Origin of the sequence: Asticcacaulis endophyticus (assembly GCF_014652575.1) — a bacterium.
GTDB lineage: Bacteria > Pseudomonadota > Alphaproteobacteria > Caulobacterales > Caulobacteraceae > Asticcacaulis > Asticcacaulis endophyticus.
This window is the reverse complement of sequence record NZ_BMZB01000001.1, coordinates 605,944-619,224: the sequence shown is the minus strand read 5'-3', so window position 1 is coordinate 619,224 and position 13,281 is coordinate 605,944. Positions and strand designations below refer to the sequence as shown.

The 13,281-nt window shown below is 58.7% G+C and carries 12 protein-coding genes; 9 read left to right on the top strand and 3 right to left on the bottom strand.

Annotation, left to right across the window (positions count from 1 at the left end):
- Positions 1 to 2: 2 nt before the first annotated feature.
- Positions 3 to 422 carry an Rrf2 family transcriptional regulator gene (locus IE102_RS02845; RefSeq protein ID WP_189484859.1) on the bottom strand — a complete coding sequence of 140 codons (420 nt, stop codon included), beginning with the start codon at positions 420 to 422 and terminating at the stop codon, positions 3 to 5.
- Positions 423 to 587: 165 nt separating this feature from the next.
- On the opposite strand from IE102_RS02845, the gene IE102_RS02840 reads away from it, so the two are divergent.
- From IE102_RS02840 to IE102_RS02825, 4 genes are all read left to right on the top strand, one after another.
- On the top strand, positions 588 to 2,687 hold the full coding sequence (locus IE102_RS02840) for a potassium transporter Kup (protein WP_229807532.1): 2,100 nt from the start codon (positions 588 to 590) through the stop codon (positions 2,685 to 2,687).
- A gap of 229 nt (positions 2,688 to 2,916) precedes the next feature.
- Positions 2,917 to 4,152, top strand: a complete 1,236-nt coding sequence (locus tag IE102_RS02835; RefSeq protein ID WP_189484858.1) for an argininosuccinate synthase — start codon at positions 2,917 to 2,919, stop codon at positions 4,150 to 4,152.
- Between the two features lie 132 nt (positions 4,153 to 4,284).
- Positions 4,285 to 4,956 carry a LysE family translocator gene (locus IE102_RS02830; RefSeq protein WP_189484857.1) on the top strand — a complete coding sequence of 224 codons (672 nt, stop codon included), beginning with the start codon at positions 4,285 to 4,287 and terminating at the stop codon, positions 4,954 to 4,956.
- Positions 4,957 to 5,031: 75 nt separating this feature from the next.
- Positions 5,032 to 5,601 (top strand): CC0125/CC1285 family lipoprotein, encoded by a 570-nt coding sequence (locus tag IE102_RS02825; protein ID WP_189484856.1) that lies wholly within the window; start codon positions 5,032 to 5,034, stop codon positions 5,599 to 5,601.
- A 97-nt stretch (positions 5,602 to 5,698) separates the two neighbouring features.
- Here the strand turns inward: IE102_RS02825 and IE102_RS02820 are convergent, their stop codons facing one another.
- Positions 5,699 to 5,926 (bottom strand): DUF1674 domain-containing protein, encoded by a 228-nt coding sequence (locus IE102_RS02820; protein ID WP_189484855.1) that lies wholly within the window; start codon positions 5,924 to 5,926, stop codon positions 5,699 to 5,701.
- A gap of 82 nt (positions 5,927 to 6,008) precedes the next feature.
- On the opposite strand from IE102_RS02820, the gene htpX reads away from it, so the two are divergent.
- The 5 genes from htpX to purH all read left to right on the top strand — a co-directional run bounded on the left by htpX (position 6,009) and on the right by purH (position 12,584).
- Positions 6,009 to 6,908: a zinc metalloprotease HtpX gene (htpX, locus tag IE102_RS02815; RefSeq protein WP_189484854.1), complete on the top strand. Its 900-nt coding sequence runs from the start codon at positions 6,009 to 6,011 to the stop codon at positions 6,906 to 6,908.
- A gap of 71 nt (positions 6,909 to 6,979) precedes the next feature.
- Positions 6,980 to 8,341: an RsmB/NOP family class I SAM-dependent RNA methyltransferase gene (locus IE102_RS02810; protein WP_189484853.1), complete on the top strand. Its 1,362-nt coding sequence runs from the start codon at positions 6,980 to 6,982 to the stop codon at positions 8,339 to 8,341.
- 79 nt (positions 8,342 to 8,420) lie between these two features.
- Positions 8,421 to 9,080, top strand: coding sequence for a ribulose-phosphate 3-epimerase (rpe, locus tag IE102_RS02805; RefSeq protein WP_189484852.1), 660 nt, complete (start codon positions 8,421 to 8,423; stop codon positions 9,078 to 9,080).
- Between the two features lie 7 nt (positions 9,081 to 9,087).
- A complete protein-coding gene (locus IE102_RS02800) occupies positions 9,088 to 10,818 on the top strand; it encodes a heparinase II/III family protein (protein ID WP_189484851.1) in 1,731 nt (576 codons plus the stop codon).
- A gap of 152 nt (positions 10,819 to 10,970) precedes the next feature.
- The gene (gene purH, locus IE102_RS02795; protein WP_189484850.1) at positions 10,971 to 12,584 is read left to right on the top strand and encodes a bifunctional phosphoribosylaminoimidazolecarboxamide formyltransferase/IMP cyclohydrolase; all 1,614 of its coding nucleotides are present in this window, start codon (positions 10,971 to 10,973) and stop codon (positions 12,582 to 12,584) included.
- Positions 12,585 to 12,683: 99 nt separating this feature from the next.
- Here the strand turns inward: purH and IE102_RS02790 are convergent, their stop codons facing one another.
- A complete protein-coding gene (locus IE102_RS02790) occupies positions 12,684 to 13,274 on the bottom strand; it encodes a nitroreductase family protein (protein ID WP_189484849.1) in 591 nt (196 codons plus the stop codon).
- Positions 13,275 to 13,281: the final 7 nt, after the last annotated feature.

The following is a 13,281-nucleotide window of genomic DNA, read 5'->3' as shown; positions in this document are numbered from 1 at the left end:
CCTCAGATGCTATTAATCAGATCGGCCACGGTGATTTTGGACAAGGCCCCGGACGCCGCACTATTGGCGACCTTCATGGCCTCATTGACCGCCTTGGGGATGGCCTGACCGACGGGGCAGCCCTTGGCACCCGGTGGTGCGCTGCCCAAATGCGCGCAGCCGTGCACGGCGGACAGAACCTCATCCAGATGAATAGCGTCGGCTTTTTTCAATAGCCACGCCCCGCCGGAGACTCCGGAACAGGTCGCGACCAGGCCGGCCTTGGAAAGCTGGGTCGTCATGCGGCGGATGACCACCGGATTGGTAGGAATGGAGGCGGCCAGCACAGACGATGACACCGCCTGTTCGCGTGAATAGGCGCCTCTGTGAGCCAGATAAGCCAGCGTATGCGCGGCAACGGGAAATCTTTGACTGTCAGACATGATCAAAACATTGTTACGATAATTTTGAGACGGTTCCTAGTGAAAAGCAGGGAGAACGATTGAAACCATCTTAAAAAGGGCGTAATAGCCCCGCCGTTCAAACGAGGGTATTTACGTAGTGCGTGTGTGCGTAACGTAGTTTCCGCCCTCAGGAGAGTACACCATATGATCGGGGATACCCCAAAGGACGACGCCGCCTCCTCTGGCTCGTCAACACCCGGAGCCACTTCGGGCGAAACTATTTCTCACACTGCTATATCTAAGGATGCTGCGGCCTCGAATAAAGAGGCGGCCGCAAAAACAGATTGCGGTGATGGCAAAAGTGCGAGCGAATCTGCCGCGTCGGGTCATGGCGGTGGTCACGGAGCCGCGAAAGGTGCCGGGTTTCTGGCGCTGGCCATCGGCTCGGTCGGGGTCGTGTTCGGCGATATCGGCACGTCGCCCCTATACGCCTTCAAAGAAGCGCTTCATGCCGCCGCCCATGACGGCGTAACGCGCTCTGAGATTTTAGGCGTGGTGTCGCTGGCCCTGTGGGCGCTGATCCTTGTGGTGACCGTCAAATACGTCTTTTTCATCATGCGCGCCGACAACAAAGGCGAGGGCGGGGTATTGTCTCTGATGGCCCTGGCCATGCGCGCCATGGGTAAGCGCACGCCGTTCATATTTGTGCTGGGCGTCATTGGGGCGGCACTATTTTACGGCGATGCGGTCATTACGCCGGCGATTTCGGTTTTGTCGGCGGTTGAAGGGCTGCGCACCATTCCGGGCCTTGAAGATTCCATCAGCACCCAGATGGTGATGCTGATTGCCATTATCATGTTGCTGGGGCTGTTCTTTATCCAGAGCCACGGCACCGAAAAGGTCGGGCGGTTCTTTGGACCGATCTGTATGGTCTGGTTTGCGGTCATGGCAGCACTCGGTGTCAGTCAGCTCATCACCCACCCCGATATTATGCTGGCGATCAGCCCCTACTATGCCGTGAAGTTTCTGGCCGAGCATGGTCTGGCGGGCTTTATTGTGCTGGGGGCGGTGTTCCTGACCGTGACCGGGGCCGAAGCCCTGACCGCTGATATGGGCCATTTCGGACGCTGGCCCATTCAGGCGGCGTGGCTGTTTTTTGTGTTGCCGTGTCTGGCGGTCAACTATCTGGGGCAAGGCGCTTTGGCCCTAAGCATGCTCGATCTGTCTATTGAGAGTGGCGCGCCGTTTCAGGAGCTGAACTGGTTCTTTGAGATGGCCCCGCTGGCCTTGCGTTTGCCACTGGTGCTGCTGGCCGGTGCGGCGACCTTTATTGCCTCTCAGGCGGTGATTACGGGCGCGTTTTCCCTGACGCAGCAGGCGATCCAGCTTGGCCTCCTGCCGCGACTGGATGTGCTGCGCACGTCGGAGACCCAGTCAGGTCAGATTTTCGTGCCGCAGATCAATTCCATGCTGCTGATCGGGGTGTTGGTGGTCATGCTGAGCTTCCAGACCTCTTCGGCCCTCGCCCATGCCTATGGTCTGGCCGTGACCGGGACTATGGTGGTGACCACCGCTATGGCCGCCATTGTCATGCGCCAGTTGTGGAAGTGGCGCTGGGCGCAGGTTCTGGCCTTCCTCATCCCGTTTATGATCCTCGATCTGGCGTTCCTGACGGCCAATATGCTGCGTTTCTTCACCGGCGGCTGGTTGCCGATCCTGATTGCCACGGCTCTGTTTATTGTCATGGCGACCTGGGTGCGCGGCACGCAAATCCTGACCGAAAAGACCCGCCGCGACAGTGTTGGCCTCAATGATCTGGTCGACATGATGCAGGCCCGCCCGCCTCACCGCGCGTCAGGCACGGCCATTTTCCTGACCTCAGACCCTGATGTGGCGCCGGTCGCCCTGATGCACAACCTTAAGCACAATAAGGTTCTGCATGAGAAAAACGTCATCCTGACCGTCAAGACCGCCAACACCCCGCGCGTCGCCCCCGAAGACCGGGTGACGATTGAAATCATCAATGCCGATTTCAAAAAAGTGGTGATTGCCTACGGCTTTATGGAAAGCCCGAACCTGCCCAAGGCGCTGGGCCTATGCCGCAAACAGGGGCTGAAGTTCGACATCATGTCGACTTCGTTCTTTCTGGGGCGGCGCTCGGTGGTGCCGTCGGCCAATTCCGGTATGCCGCTGTGGCAGGACAAGCTCTATATCTTCCTGATGAAAAACGCCGCCAATCCGACCGAATATTTCCATATTCCGCCGGGACGGGTGGTCGAACTTGGAACGCAAGTCACTGTGTAAACCTTCGCCTAACCCTATCTGTGAGGGGCTGCAAAATCCCGTCTTTTTCCGCTCTGCTGCTCACGTACCCATGTACGCTGCGCGGCAGTGCTCAAAAGCCAGAACTTTTCGCCGCCTCACAGCGGGTTATCCATAAGGTTTAAGGGTGCAAAACAACTTGCATCTTGGGGGTTGGGGCTTTAAACGCGCGGACATAGTTTGTCCCCTCTTGTTAAGGCGGTTTTGCCCCATGACCTCGGCCCCTAAACCCTCAGTGAAAAAAGTCGTCCTTGCCTATTCCGGCGGTCTGGATACCTCGATCATTCTGAAGTGGCTGCAAACCGAATATGGTGCGGAGGTCGTAACCTTCACCGCCGATCTGGGGCAGGGCGAAGAACTGGAGCCCGCCCGTAAAAAGGCCGAACTGCTCGGTATCAAGCCGGAAAACATCTATATCGAAGACCTGCGCGAAGAATTTGTGCGCGATTACGTCTTCCCGATGTTCCGCGCCAATACGGTCTACGAAGGCCAGTACCTGCTTGGTACCTCGATCGCCCGCCCGTTGATCGCCAAGAAGCAGATTGAAATCGCCCGCAAGGTCGGTGCTGATGCGGTCTGTCATGGCGCGACCGGCAAGGGCAATGATCAGGTACGTTTTGAGCTGGGTTACTACGGCCTTGAGCCGGATATTAACGTCATCGCCCCCTGGCGTGAGTGGGAATTTGCGTCGCGTGAATCTCTGCTGGCCTTTGCCGAACAGCACCAGATCCCCATCGCTAAGGATAAGCGCGGCGATGCGCCGTTCTCGGTCGATGCCAACCTTCTGCACTCGTCATCCGAAGGCAAGGTGCTGGAAGACCCGGCCGTCGAAGCGCCTGAATTTGTCTATCAGCGTACCATTTCGCCGGAAGCTGCCCCCGATACCCCGACGGTGTTCACCATCGATTTTGAGCGCGGCGATCCGGTGGCCGTTGATGGCGTGGCTCTGTCGCCCGCAGCTTTGCTGACCAAGCTGAACCAGTTGGGCCACGATAACGGCGTCGGTCGTCTCGATCTGGTTGAGAACCGCTTTGTGGGCATGAAGTCGCGCGGTGTCTATGAAACTCCCGGCGGCACGATCCTGCTGGCCGCACACCGGGGCATTGAGTCGATCACGCTCGACCGCGGGGCCATGCACCTGAAGGACGAGCTGATGCCGAAATATGCCAGCATCATCTATAACGGCTTCTGGTTCTCGCCAGAGCGCGAAATGTTGCAGGCGGCGATTGACTACTCTCAGGCCAAGGTCACTGGCCGCGTGACGGTTAAGCTCTATAAGGGCAATGTCACTATCACCGGCCGCGAAAGCCCTTATTCGCTGTACGATCAGGATCTGGTCACGTTTGAAGAAGGCAAGGTTGCCTATGATCACCGCGACGCGGCGGGCTTTATCAAGCTCAATGCCCTGCGGTTGCGTGTGGCGGCTAAGCGCGACCAGAGGGGATAAGTTTGGGGGTCTGGGGCTTGTGGCCCCAGCCTTTATCCTTCAATAGAAAAGCCCGGCCCTTGCGGTCGGGCTTTTCTATTGAACAGTAACTGCGGGGTCTCAGACCCCGCGCCCCATAAACTCAGCGCCCCTATGACCCTGCCCGTCGATCCGTCCAAGTTCTCCGCCTTTCTGGTCGCCATGTTCGTCATGGCGATAGCGCCTGGGCCTGCCAATCTGTTTGCTATAGCCACGGGACGATCGGGTAAGCCTGCCCACGTCTTTTCGGCCATAGCCGGATTGAATGCCGCGACCCTGATCTGGTTTATCGCCGCCGCCTTTGGGCTTCACTTGCTGATACTGGCGGTGCCGCTGGTGTTTCAGCTTATCGCGGTGTTGGGTGCGCTCTATCTCGGCTGGATCGGGTTTAATACCTTCAAAAGCGGGCTGAACCTTGCCGGGGAAACGATAGCCCTGCCCGCGACCATGATTTCAGATAGCCTGTGGCTAACCTTTAAGCGCGGTTTTGGGGTGCAGATCCTGAATCCCAAGGTGACGCTGTTTTTCAGCGCCGTCCTGCCGCCGTTTGTCGATATCACCCGACCCATGCCCGCGCAGATGAGTGTCTTTGCCGCCACGACCATCGGCATGGATATGATTTCCATGACGGCTTACGGGTTAGGGGCGGTCGGACTGGCGAAAGTGCTCAATGATCCGCACAATAAGCAAAAGTTCGATCTGCTGGTTGGCGTGCTGCTGATGGGGATTGCCGCCATGATCTTTTATCATGCGGCTCACGAGCTACTGATGATGCGGCCTTTATAAGTGACCTATTAAAGCCACATTGACGTATAAGCTTTGGGGGAGATAGTATAACCGCATACAGCGGGGGAATTTGACATGAAACCAATGCGTAAAATTTTACTGGCTCTTACAAGTGTTGCCGCCCTGACGCTCGCGGCCTGTGCGACGCCGACACCTTATCAGCCGGCAGACCCGAAATCGTCCGCCAGCTTTGCCCGTGGCTATCAGGAGCAGCGGATTGAGAGCAACCGTTACCGCCTGAGCTTCTCCGGCAATACCTCAACCCCGCGGGAGACGGTTGAGGATTATATGTTGTTCCGCGCGGCAGAACTGACGCTGGAAAACGGCTATGACTGGTTTACCTTGGCCCACCGCAATACCGAAGAAAACAAGACCTATCGCACAACGGTCAGCCGCGACCCGTTCTACAGCCCGTTTTATGGATCTTTGTCGTGGCGCTATTATCAGCGCAACCGCTGGAGCCGTTGGGGCTTTGGCTACAGCGCCTTTGATGAGGTCGATACCCAGGAATTCCGCCGCTACGAAGCCAATGCCGAGGTTATCTTCGGTAAGGGCCCGAAGCCTGCGAATGATGCCATGGCGTTTGATGCGCGCGAGGTGAAGCAAAACCTTGAACCGCGGGTTGTGCGTCCGGCGGCGAAGTAATTATGAGGCATTACGCAGGGGACTTGTCCCCTGCACCCGATATCCAAAACCAATGACGGGTTTGCTCCAAGTTCAGGGTGCAGGGTCTGTGACCCTGCTAAAAATCTGTGACGATGCCCTTACGTTCCCAGTCGCCGTAGCGAGTGGGTTCTAAGCCTGCGGGGCCGCCCTCTTCGATGTCTTTCAGGCGGGCCTGCTCCAGTGCATCGGCCTGTGCGCGACGCTCAGCCGCTTCGGCCAAAGCGCGCTGGGCTTGCGGCGTTAAAGCCTTGGCAGGAATGGGTTCTGGGATTTCGGACGCGGTGTCGGGTTTATCGCTGGCCATGTGGTGTGATCCTCTTGAAATCGCCGGGGTTCATCGCAATATCTAAACCTGAACCCCCATTCTCACAAGGAGATACCACCCGATGAACCCGTTAAAGACCTTTATGCTTCTGGCAGGGATGACCGCCGTGTTCGGCGTCATCGGCCTGACCTTGGCGGGGCCTACGGGGATGTTGATCGCTTTGGGCTTAGCGCTGGCGCTCAACATTTTCGCCTACTGGAATTCGGATAAGATGGTGCTTAAGGCCTACCGCGCCGAAGAGGTCGGGCCGAATGCACCATCATCGCTGGTGCGCAACTATTACGACGATATTGTTGAATTGGCGCACCGGGCCAATTTGCCGATGCCCAAGGTTTATATCATCCAGAACGATCAGCCCAATGCCTTTGCGACGGGCCGTAATCCTGAAAATGCGGCGGTAGCGGCCACGACCGGATTGTTGCAAATTCTGGATCGCGATGAAATCCGCGGGGTTATGGCCCACGAACTGGCCCACGTTAAAAACCGCGATACCCTGATCATGACGGTCACGGCGACTCTGGCCGGGGCTATCTCATCCATCGCCAATTTTGCCATGTTCTTTGGCGGTGGTAATGACGAAGACCGGCCCAATATTGTGGTCGTGCTGCTGATGGCGGTTCTGGCGCCGATTGCGGCCATGATCGTGCAGATGGCCATTTCGCGGGCTCGTGAATATGACGCCGACCGAATGGGAGCTGAAATCTGCGGCGACCCGGAAAGCCTTGCCCGCGCCCTGAAGAAGATTGAGGCCTATGCGCGTGGCATCGTCAATCATCAGGCCGAGCACAATCCGGCGTCGGCGCACATGTTCATTATCAATCCGCTGTCGGGGCAGCGTATGGACAACCTGTTTTCGACCCACCCCAATACCGATAACCGGGTCAAGGCATTGTTTGAACTGGCCGGTCGCATGGGCGCCAGCCGTAAGTCACAGGCCTATACCAGCGTGCCTACCGTTTAATTGTTTTTGCAAGGTTGAAGTCAAGCCGTCCTTTCCTGTAAAGGACGGCTTTATTATTCTTAGGATCTTACATGTCAAAACCGCGTTCTGCCCCGAAATCGGGTGGCAAACCTAATCCCCGTATTCTGGATGACGCTGAAACGCTGGATAACGATATCGGTTTGCGGGCGCGGATTGCCGCCCTTGACCTGATCGCCGCCGCGCAGACCAAGCGTAACGGGTTTGATGAGGCCGGATCGTCGGCAGAATTTATGGCTTTGAGTGAATCCGAGCGCGCCTTTGCCCGTGCCTTGGCCTTGCTGGTGCTGCGCCGGTTGGGTCAGCTTGATTTTATCATCGCCAAGAAGACCCAGAAAATGCCGCCAGATGCCCCCAAGGCTTTGCTGCGGATCGGTATGGCGCAGATTTTCTTCATGCAGGTGCCGGATTTCGCCGCCGTTTCAACGACCGTCAAGCTGGCCGAGCGCAATAACAATACCCGCCCGTTTAAGGGCCTGATCAACGCTATCCTGCGCGGCCTGATCCGTGAGGGCGGCCTTAAAGATGTCAATCCGCAGCGGCTGGTGCCCGACTGGCTGTGGCAGCGCTGGAAGGCGACTTACGGCGAAGAGTCGGCTGGCGGCATTGCTATGGCCCTGACCGAGGAACCGGCGACTGACCTGACCTTCCGCGATATGGATGCGCTTAAGGCCCACACCGAGGCGCTGGAGGGCGAAGCCATCGGCGGGCTGACCCTGCGCTCTAACCTGCGCGGCGATGTGCGCACCTGGTCAGGTTATGACGACGGTGTGTGGTGGGTGCAGGATGCCGCCGCCGCCATTCCGGTCGCACTTCTGGGTGATCTGACCGGCAAAACCGCCATCGACATTTGCGCGGCACCGGGCGGCAAGACCTTGCAACTGCTGGCCAAGGGGGCGCAGGTTGTGGCGCTGGATCGCTCCAAAAACCGCCTGAAGCGCGTTGAGGAAAACCTGACCCGCCTGAAATTCAGCGCTGAAACCCACTGCGTCGATGCGGAAAGCTTTGACGATGACCGGCAATTCGACGTGGTGCTGCTGGACGCGCCCTGTTCGGCCACCGGCACGTTCCGCCGTCAGCCGGACGTGCTATGGGCAGCCAAGCCGTCAGAAGTGTCAAAGCTGGCCGATGTTCAGCACCGGATGCTGGATGCGGTGGCCACGCGCGTCAAACCGGGTGGCAGTCTGGTCTATGCGACCTGCTCACTGGAGCGCGAAGAGGGCGAGACGCAAGTTTTGGCCTTCCTGCGTCGTAACAAAGACTTTACTACCGCCGCCGTTGATACCGCTTTTGCTCAGGACCAATTGGGCTTAGATGCCCGCGATGTGACGGCTGAAGGCTGGTTGCGGCTTTTGCCCCACCATCGCAAAGGTGGGCAGGACGGATTCTTTGTCGCGCATTTAAAGCGGCTGTGATGATATCATGCCCGCTTGTTAGCCATTCATTTACCATCTGCCGCCCACTGTCTTTAACCTGATACCACTTGAGCCTGTCATGACCACACCTCTCATTTGCCCATCGATCCTTGCGTCTGATTTTGCCAAGCTCGGCGAAGAAGTGCGCGCCATTACCGAAGCGGGCGCGGACTGGGTGCATATCGATGTCATGGACGGCCATTTCGTGCCCAATATCACCATCGGGCCGGATGTGGTGAAGGCGCTGCGCCCGCACTCACACCTGCCATTCGATGTGCATCTGATGATTGCGCCCGTCGATCCCTATCTTGAGGCGTTTCGCGCCGCCGGGGCTGATATCATGAGCGTGCATCCTGAATCGGGCGCGCACCTGCACCGTACTCTGCGCCAGATCCGTACCCTAGGTGCCAAGGCCGGTGTCGTGCTTAATCCGGCCACGCCGATTGAGGGGCTGGAATGGATCATGGATGACCTCGATCTTATTCTGGTCATGAGCGTCAATCCGGGCTTTGGCGGCCAGAGCTTTATCGACGATCAATTGCGTAAAATCGAGACCATCCGTGTCAAACTTGACCGCGTCGGCCACCCGGCGATCCTGCAGGTCGATGGCGGCGTCAACGATAAGAATTACCACAAATGCATTGCCGCCGGTGCTACGGCTATGGTCGCCGGTACGGCTGTGTTTAAGGGCGGCCCGTCGATGTATGCCTCGAACATCAAGACCCTGAAAGGCCTTTAAGCCGCCTATGCTGAATTACGAGTCGTCCAGCCCTGTAAGCCAGCAATCCGGTGCCCGCGTGCCGTGGCTGGCCGTGGTCAAGGCCTTTGCCTTAAAGCAGATCGGCGCCGAAGTGTTCGGTATGCCCGGTTATCGCTTTACGCTGGGCGGGGCCGCGGTTGACGGGTTTCAGGCGGCGCCCCATGAGGTGAGACCGGCCTCGGCTCAAGTGGGCAAAGCCATTCTGTCCGGGCGGTATGCTTTTGCCGGGGCGCGCATGAGCGTTCAGGGGTCCGGCGATCCGTGGAACCGGCCCAGCCCCAATCGCGGTTTTGCGCTGGAGCTGCACCGGTTTTCATGGCTGATGCACCTGATGACGCAGGGCGATGCCGGAGCGAGAGAAGGGCTTCGGCTCTATATGCTGTGGCATAAGACCTTTCGCACCTGGACGCCGTTTGTGTGGGGTCAGGAAATTCTGGCCCGCCGCCTGATTAATGTCAGTGTGTTTGCCCGTAAAATTGCGTCCTTTGCCAGTGAGGAAGAAGCTGGCCTTATGGCCCAGTCGCTGGTGCAGCAGGCGCGTCATCTGCTGCGGTTGCCGCGTAACCTGTCATGGTTTGCGCAAAAGGCGGTGGCGCTGGTGCTGGTCGGCTGTGTACTCGGCGGTAAGGCCGGTGATAACCTGCGTAAGACCGGCTTACGGCTGCTACCCAAGGCGTTGAAGCGCACCGTCCTGCCGGATGGCTGCCATGCCTCACGCAATCCGGAGCAGGGCTTAAACCTGCTCTATGATTTGCTGCTGCTTGAGGATGCCCTGTCGCAACGTGGCTTGCCGCTGCCGGAGTACCTTGCCGACTATATCGAAAAACTGACGCGGGCCGTGCGCACGCTGACCCACCCTGACGGATCGCTGTGTGCGTTTCAGGGCTCAGAGTCCTTACCCGCAGAGCAGGTGACACCGGCTCTGGTGCATGAGGATAACCGCCCCAATGCCCAGGCGCGGGTCGCCACATTCCTTGAGCATGGCCGTTATCACCGGCTGAATGGGCGATCCTTGCTGGTCTTTGCCGATGCCGGTGAGCCTAAATCGGGGCTGCTGGGGTATGGTGCTTGCGATCATCCGCTGACGTTTGAGGTATCGGGCGGCTTTGATAAGCTGATTATCGGGCCAGGCTGGTCACCACCGCAGTCTGAGCGTCAGGAATTTCGCGTTGCGGGTGCCGCCAATACGGTCACTATCGGCGAAAGTGCTATCCTCAATCCGGTCAGCGGGAAGTTTGCTGAACTTCTGGGCTTTACGCTGGAGGGGTTGCGGTATCGTGTGCGCAGCCGTCGGGTGGAATCGGATGAGTCCGGCGCCCTGCTTGAGATGGAGCACGAAGGCTGGCGGCCTAAGTACGGCCTGAAACATGAGCGGCGGCTGTTTGTTGATCCGCATAAGGACGAACTGCGCGGCGAAGACCGTTTAGTGCCGGTCGAGGCCAAACCTGACCTGCCGATGGCCGCACCGTTCACTATTCGCTTTTTGCTGCATCCGGATGTGCAGGTGTCGCTGTCGCGCGACCGGAAAAGCGTTTTATTGCGGGGTTTAAGCGGTCGAGGCTGGACCCTGCGCCATGACGCCAAAGAGGTCACCATAGAGCATGGCAACTTGTTTGAAAAAGGCCAGTTACGCAAAACCTCGACGGTGGCATTAAGGGGCGTGTGCCGACTGGATGGGCCGACGAGAGTCCGCTGGAAACTAGCCCCCGCCGATTAGTATAAGTCGCAGGGCCGCAGGCCCTGCACCCGATAGTCATCGAAACCCTCGCCTTGCGCCAACTAACGGGTCAAGGGCCTGTGGCCCTTGTTGTCATCCGGGTGTTTGTATTGTAAACCGCGCGCAATTCCTCCCCCACATATGGATGCTCCATGCCCACAGCACCTGATTTTCCCCCCGCTCCTGATTTCTCAAAACCCGTCCGTGCCCTGATTTCACTGTCCGATAAGACCGGATTGATTGAGGCAGCTAAGGCCCTGCACACGGCGGGGGTTGAGATTATCTCTACGGGCGGAACGCGCGCGGCCATTTCGGCGGCGGGTGTGCCGGTCAAGGACGTGGCCGATCTGACGCAGTTTCCGGAAATGATGGATGGCCGGGTTAAGACCCTGCATCCGAAAGTGCACGGCGGTCTGCTGGCCTACCGGGATGCACCCGAACATGCCAAGGCGTTGACCGATCATGATATCGCGCCGATCGACATCGTCTGGATCGACCTCTATCCGTTTGAAGCGACCATTGCGGCGGGAGGCGCATTCGAGGCGGCGATTGAAAACATCGATATCGGCGGTCCGGCGATGATCCGGTCTTCGGCGAAGAATCACGGCTATGTAGCGGTGTGCGTTGATAAGGCGGGCGTCGATCAGGTGCTGGCGGCCATTTCTGAGACCGGCGGCACGACCTTGGCGCTGCGCAAATCCTTGGCGGCCAAGGCGTTTGCGCGTACCGCAGCTTATGACAGCGCGGTTTCCACATGGTTTGCGGCCCAACTGAACGACACCGCCCCTGAGCGCCTCACCATCGGCGCGTCACGTCTTCAGACCATGCGCTACGGCGAAAATCCGCATCAGACCGCAGCGTTTTACAAGACCGGTGAGAACCGTCCGGGTGTGGCCACCGCCCGTCAACTTCAGGGCAAGGAACTGAGCTACAACAATGTCGCCGATACCGATGCGGCCATTGAACTGGTGGCTGAGTTTGATCCGGCGACACAGGCCGCCTGCGTCATCGTCAAGCACGCTAATCCGTGCGGTGTGGCGGTCGGTGAGGATCTGATCAGCGCTTATCAACGCGCGCTGGAGTGCGATCCAGTGTCGGCCTTTGGCGGGATTGTGGCCCTCAACCGTCGTCTGGATCGTAAGACCGCCGAAAAGATCGTTGAAGTCTTTACCGAAGTCGTTGTCGCTCCCGAAGTTGATGACGATGTGATCGAGGTGTTCGCCGCCAAAAAGAATCTGCGCCTGCTGGTGACGGGTTCGCTGCCTGATCCGTTGGCCGGTGGCAATGTGTTCCGCTCAGTCGCCGGGGGCCTGCTGATTCAGTCGCGTGACACGGCCCGCATTACCCCGGCTGATCTTAAGATCGTCACCAAGCGCCAGCCGACGCCGACTGAAATTCAGGACATGCTGTTTGCCTTCACGGTCGCCAAGCACGTCAAATCCAACGCTGTGGTCTTTGCCAAGGATGGCCGTACGGCGGGGATTGGCGCCGGTCAGATGAACCGGCGCGATTCTACCCGCATCGCCAGCTTGCGCGCCAAAGAAGCCGCCGAGGGGCTGGGATTGGCGGACTCTCTGGCCAAGGGTTCGGCCTGTGCGTCCGAAGCTTTCTTTCCGTTCCCGGACGGTTTGCTTGAGGCGGCGGCGGCGGGTGCCACGGCCGTTATTCAGCCGGGTGGGTCGATCAAGGATGCCGATGTTATCGCGGCGGCGGATGAGGCGGGCCTGACCATGGCCTTTACCGGCATCCGCGTATTCAGGCACTAGATTAGTCCCTCGCCGGGCGGCGGCTCCGCCACCTTGGCCGCCGCCTCAATGGCGGCTTGATTAGAAAAAAGGGCGGGATCATTCCCGCCCTTTTACGTTTTACGGGGCTTTGATCTCACCAGAGAACGTGCCTTTGAAGGCCATGACCTCCAGCGGCTGACGATCGGACGGCGCTTCTCGCGCCCGCAAGCCTTCGGGCAAGGTGGCCGGATCGCCGTGATAGCCGACCGCAATGGCCATGATCAGTTTCAGATTATCGGGCAGGCTCAGCGCGGTGGTTGCCTTATCAAACTCAACACCGCCCATGCCGTGGGTGATCAGCCCCATACTATGGGCCTGCAGGGCCAGCGACATCCACGCCGCACCGGCATCAAAGGCATGGGTCGGGATTGGGCGTTCACCATCAAAGGTGGTCACGGCGGCAGTAAAAATCAAAGCGGCGGCGCCCTTGGCCCAGCCCTGATTGAACGGCACCAAAAGCTCAACCATCTGATCAAATTCCGGCGTGCCTTTGAGGCTGTAAATAAACCGCCACGGTTGCAGGTTTGACGCCGACGGTGCCCAGCGCGCGGCTTCCAGCAGGGTCAGGATTTCGGCTTCGGTTACCGTCTTGTCCGAAAACGCACGGGGCGACCAACGCTCGGTGAACATAGGCAGGATCGGGTGTTGGGCGGTTCTGGGTGTGGTCATTTTGGGC

Coding starts and splice junctions, on each gene's coding strand:
- IE102_RS02790 (WP_189484849.1), bottom strand. CDS start 13,274: ATGACCACACCCAGAACCGCCCAACACCCGATCCTGCCTATGTTCACC.
- IE102_RS02835 (WP_189484858.1), top strand. CDS start 2,917: ATGACCTCGGCCCCTAAACCCTCAGTGAAAAAAGTCGTCCTTGCCTAT.
- IE102_RS02825 (WP_189484856.1), top strand. CDS start 5,032: ATGAAACCAATGCGTAAAATTTTACTGGCTCTTACAAGTGTTGCCGCC.
- IE102_RS02840 (WP_229807532.1), top strand. CDS start 588: ATGATCGGGGATACCCCAAAGGACGACGCCGCCTCCTCTGGCTCGTCA.
- IE102_RS02800 (WP_189484851.1), top strand. CDS start 9,088: ATGCTGAATTACGAGTCGTCCAGCCCTGTAAGCCAGCAATCCGGTGCC.
- IE102_RS02845 (WP_189484859.1), bottom strand. CDS start 422: ATGTCTGACAGTCAAAGATTTCCCGTTGCCGCGCATACGCTGGCTTAT.
- htpX (WP_189484854.1), top strand. CDS start 6,009: ATGAACCCGTTAAAGACCTTTATGCTTCTGGCAGGGATGACCGCCGTG.
- IE102_RS02810 (WP_189484853.1), top strand. CDS start 6,980: ATGTCAAAACCGCGTTCTGCCCCGAAATCGGGTGGCAAACCTAATCCC.
- rpe (WP_189484852.1), top strand. CDS start 8,421: ATGACCACACCTCTCATTTGCCCATCGATCCTTGCGTCTGATTTTGCC.
- IE102_RS02820 (WP_189484855.1), bottom strand. CDS start 5,926: ATGGCCAGCGATAAACCCGACACCGCGTCCGAAATCCCAGAACCCATT.
- purH (WP_189484850.1), top strand. CDS start 10,971: ATGCCCACAGCACCTGATTTTCCCCCCGCTCCTGATTTCTCAAAACCC.
- IE102_RS02830 (WP_189484857.1), top strand. CDS start 4,285: ATGACCCTGCCCGTCGATCCGTCCAAGTTCTCCGCCTTTCTGGTCGCC.